The sequence below is a fragment of the Carboxylicivirga marina genome (genome assembly GCF_016612505.1).
In the GTDB taxonomy this organism is placed as follows: Bacteria; Bacteroidota; Bacteroidia; order Bacteroidales; family Marinilabiliaceae; genus Carboxylicivirga; species Carboxylicivirga marina.
The window spans coordinates 1-4,348 of the sequence record NZ_JAENRR010000121.1; the positions used below are offsets into that span (position 1 = coordinate 1).

Consider the following 4,348-nt stretch of genomic DNA (forward strand, 5'->3'; position numbering starts at 1 on the left):
TTTGATGTCATCTGATCTTGGAACACTCTTTATGGATTACAACTACGAGGTACGTGATAAAAAGACCAAGGCAGTCAAAGAAAAGAAAAAGGGAGTTGCATTTGTACGTGACACCTATGACAAGGCACCAACCCCCGGGAATACAGATCACTCGGATATTGAAATATTTAATTATAAGGTGCCATTAAATACAAAAGTGAAATTGACATTTGTCGGCTATCAGAATAAAACTGAACTCTACGTTGATGGTGAGCTGGTGGATACCATTAATAAGCAGATGGTGTGCCCTTTAAAAATTCTGGGTGGCGATAAGTATACACAATCTTTTTTTGGAATAATGCATGAAGCTGCTGTTTATGATTATGCAGATCCTGGTAAGTGATAAGAACTAATAGAGAAATATATTTCTTTTTTTTATAAAAATGTTAATCAATAATCATGGTTAATAAATATTTAGTATTTGCTTTTGTAATTTGTGCCAGAATAATAATGTGCTCAAATGCAGTTGAAGCAAATGAAAAGAAAGACTGGGAGAACCCGAAAATGTTCAACCAGAATAAAGAAGCACCCCATGCTTCTTTAATGCCATTTTCATCTGTTGAGAACGCACTAACCCAAAAGCATGAGGCATCCGTTTTTTACAAGAGTTTGAACGGTACCTGGAAATTTAACTGGGTACGTAAGCCGGCTGATCGCTCGCTAGATTTTTACAATCCAAACTATGATGTGAGTGGCTGGGATGATATACCAGTACCATCCAACTGGGAGCGCGAAGGCTATGGTATACCCATCTACTGTAACCACCAGTATGAGTTTGCCAGCTATAAAGCACCAGTGTCGGAAGAGATTAAATTCGTCGATAAGATGTATCCTTCCAATCCTGGCCAGGTGCCGTACGATTACAAACCTGGAGGCTCTTGCCGACGCACTTTTACCGTGCCGGAGAGCTGGGACGGTCGCCAGGTATTTATCCAGTTTGGTGCGGTTAAGTCGGCCTTTTACATATGGGGGAATGGCCAAAAAGTAGGTTACAGCCAGGGCAGTAAAACGGAAGCCGAATGGGACATCACCAAATACCTTCAAAAAGGTGAAAATACCATTGCTGTAGAAGTCTACGGCTGGAGCGATGACTCTTACCTGGAGTGCCAGGATTTTTGGCGTATCAGTGGAATTGAGCGCGATGTGTTTATTTACTCTGCTCCAAAAGTGCGTATCCGCGATTTCTTTGTGAATGGCGATTTGGATGAGACCTACACCAATGGCCCGCATGGAAATTATGTAGATCGTAACCGAAGTGCTTTTGTTGGTTACTATGAAAGTAAAGTGGCTGGGCAGTATGTGCCTTATGTGCGTCCTCAGGAGAGCGGATATAAAACAGGTAGTCGCTGGTTCGAACTAAGAAACAACGATGGCTGGGGCTTGAGAATCACTGGGGTGTCACAACTAGGTTTTTCAGCGCTGCACAACCCTATTGAAGATTTCGACCAGGAGACACATGATGAATACAAGCACCTGAATGATATTGTCAAAAAAGATGGTGTATTTATCACCTTCGATTTAAAACAAATGGGTGTAGCCGGTGATAACTCATGGGGGGGCAAGACCGTATCGTATGAGCAGTATGCTATTCCTGCTGATGATTATGAGTTTAAAGTTAGTTTAGAGCCTGTTTTCTAATGAGGATGATGTTATGATCTTTTAAATTGACTAAAGCCTGGTTAATCTTATAACCGGGCTTTAAGTTATAAATTCATATTGATAGAAGGTATTCTTGAATGACATCAAAATTTCATAAAATAATAAGTTTGTTTCAACGATACAAAAAATAAAACGATGATTAATTTTATAAATAGACTGTCAATAGTCATCATCATTGTCTTTTTACAAAGCCTATTTAATGGTGTAATAGCCAAAGAAAAAAGAAATAAGCCTAATTTTATCATCATTCTGGCAGATGATCTGGGGTATGGCGACGTGGGCTTTACCGGAAGTACACAAATTAAAACACCCCATATTGATGCACTGGCAAGTGATGGTGTTACCTTCACTCAGGGCTATGTTTCATCATCAGTTTGTGCACCCTCACGTGCCGGGCTGATGACAGGGCGTAACCAGGTAAGCTTTGGATTCGACAATAATATACCCCGTGGTGGATTACCTCAATTCAAGAAAGAATTTAAAGGTTTGCCGGTTAAAGAAAAAACAATAGCAGATCACTTGGCTGATTTAGGTTACGTTAACGGACTTATTGGTAAATGGCATTTAGGTGATGAGGAACATTTCCATCCTTTAAAAAGGGGATTTCATGACGTATGGACTTATCCTGATGGAGGCCATGATTATTTCAGGTCGGAGCCCGATGGTAAAAGTTACCTGGCACCCTTGGAATGTAACTATAAAGAACCACAAGCCATCACCTATATTACCGATGATAAAGGTGATGAGTGTGTGGATTTTATTAACAGACATAAGGATGAACCATTTTTCTTATATGCATCCTTTAATGCGCCGCATACACCTATGCAGGCTATTGAAGAAGACTTGAAATTGTATGCATATGTTAAAGACAAAAAAAGACGTACTTATTGTGCCATGGTGCATCGCCTTGATGTGAATGTAGGAAGAATCATTGATAAATTAAAAGCACATAATATTTACGATAATACAGTAATTGTGTTTCTTAGCGATAATGGTGGCCCTTGCGATAGTAATGCGTCCATTAATGCTCCCTTTAGAGGGCAAAAGGGGATACTCTTAGAAGGTGGTATTCGTGTGCCCTATGTAATAAAATTGTCTGAAAAACTTCAGGCAGGTTCAGTTTATAATCACCCTGTTTCAAGCCTTGATCTGACTCCTACCTTTGTGAGCATGGCAGGAGGAGAGATTATTGCCGAAGACAAAATGGATGGGGTAAACTTATTACCCTATGTTAAAGGAGAAAATACCGAGGCACCTCATGCTGATATGAAATGGCGATTTACCATTAGCGCCTGCATGAGAGAGGGTGAGTGGAAGCTGGTTCGTCTACCCGATCGCTTACCAATGTTATATAACTTGAAAGAGGATGTTTCGGAACAAAACAATGTGGCCGCTCAAAATCCTGACCGTGTAGTACGTATGCTTAAGGAATTAGGGGATTGGGATGTGACTCGACCACACGTGTTATTTATGGAAGGGCCTGCGTGGAGAAAAAATCAGCTTAGTAAATATGATAAAATATATATGCTGGAACAGCCACGTAGATAAAACATCAAATAGACTGTAAAAACACAATTATTATGAAGTTATTAGAAAGATTCTTTTTCACCCTTGGTATGTTATTTCTTTTAAACACCCTATTGGGTTGTGTCCAGGAAAAAGAAGAAATGGAGCTGAGAGTGCTTCAGTTTAATATTTGGCATGAAGGAACAAAAGTTAAAAACGGCTTCGATGCCATAGTGGATGAAATTATCCGTAGTAAAGCTGATTTAGTGTCTTTAAGTGAGGTGAGAAACTACAATGGCATTAATTTCACAGAAAAACTGACAACAACACTCATGGACAAAGGACATCATTTTTATGAATATAAAAATGATGATTCTAATTTAATCTCACGATTCCCCATTTTACAGCACAGTTATTTATATAGCTTAAAAAATGATAAAGGCTCTATAATCAAAGCTGTAATTGATGTTGAAGGTCAGGAGGTGGTATTTTGTTCGGCCCACCTTGATTATACCAATTATGCCTGTTACCTGCCACGTGGATACAGTTGTAAAACCTGGTCGGAGCTAAGTAAAACTAAATGTATCAGGCTTTCTTTCTGTTCTCAGAGCCGAGACAATATTTTCAAGGTTTGATAATATAATACAGATAATTTGGTCCAGTTTGTAGTTCTCAAAAACTAAACCTTATCCCAAGTATCCTCCATTACTTTATTTTTAAATGCATCAGTAATCTTTAAATATTTTGCCAAGTGCTTTGGTCGCCTAGGGGCTCCCATTTCTTGTAAAACCTGCAGGTTGGCGCCTAGCATTAGGCTATTGGTGATAAAGGTTTTTCTGGCTACATGGAATGTAATAGCCTTATAAAGCTCAATTGCCGTTTCGGTTACTTTTCGTCCACTGACTTTTCGAATGATAACTTTGCGCTTGAATACTTGTCTTTTTTAAAGTGTTTGTCTTCAATAATTTCTTCCAGGCAGTCTTTGATATAATCGTTAGCCTTCTGGTTACTAATTTGTTTTATAGCATATGGTTTATCCTTATATTTTTCAAGTATTGCTCTTGCAAGGTAAAGGTCTCCGCATTACCGATATAAAAAAAACAACTCATTAGATTGATCAATCAATTTGAGGCAGTGTCAATCA

At 38.8% G+C, this 4,348-nt stretch carries 4 protein-coding genes; all 4 read left to right on the forward strand.

Features of this window, described 5'->3' with window-relative positions; translation table 11 throughout:
* Positions 1-382 (forward strand): hypothetical protein (locus JIV24_RS21910; protein ID WP_200467221.1); only part of this gene is annotated, 382 nt, incomplete at its 5' end.
* A gap of 56 nt (positions 383-438) precedes the next feature.
* Positions 439-1,677, forward strand: a complete 1,239-nt coding sequence (locus tag JIV24_RS21915) for a sugar-binding domain-containing protein (RefSeq protein WP_234445920.1) — start codon at positions 439-441, stop codon at positions 1,675-1,677.
* A 156-nt stretch (positions 1,678-1,833) separates the two neighbouring features.
* The gene (locus JIV24_RS21920; RefSeq protein WP_200467222.1) at positions 1,834-3,246 is read left to right on the forward strand and encodes a sulfatase-like hydrolase/transferase; all 1,413 of its coding nucleotides are present in this window, start codon (positions 1,834-1,836) and stop codon (positions 3,244-3,246) included.
* 32 nt (positions 3,247-3,278) lie between these two features.
* On the forward strand, positions 3,279-3,839 hold the full coding sequence (locus JIV24_RS21925; RefSeq protein ID WP_200467223.1) for an endonuclease/exonuclease/phosphatase family protein: 561 nt from the start codon (positions 3,279-3,281) through the stop codon (positions 3,837-3,839).
* The last annotated feature ends 509 nt before the right edge of the window (positions 3,840-4,348 follow it).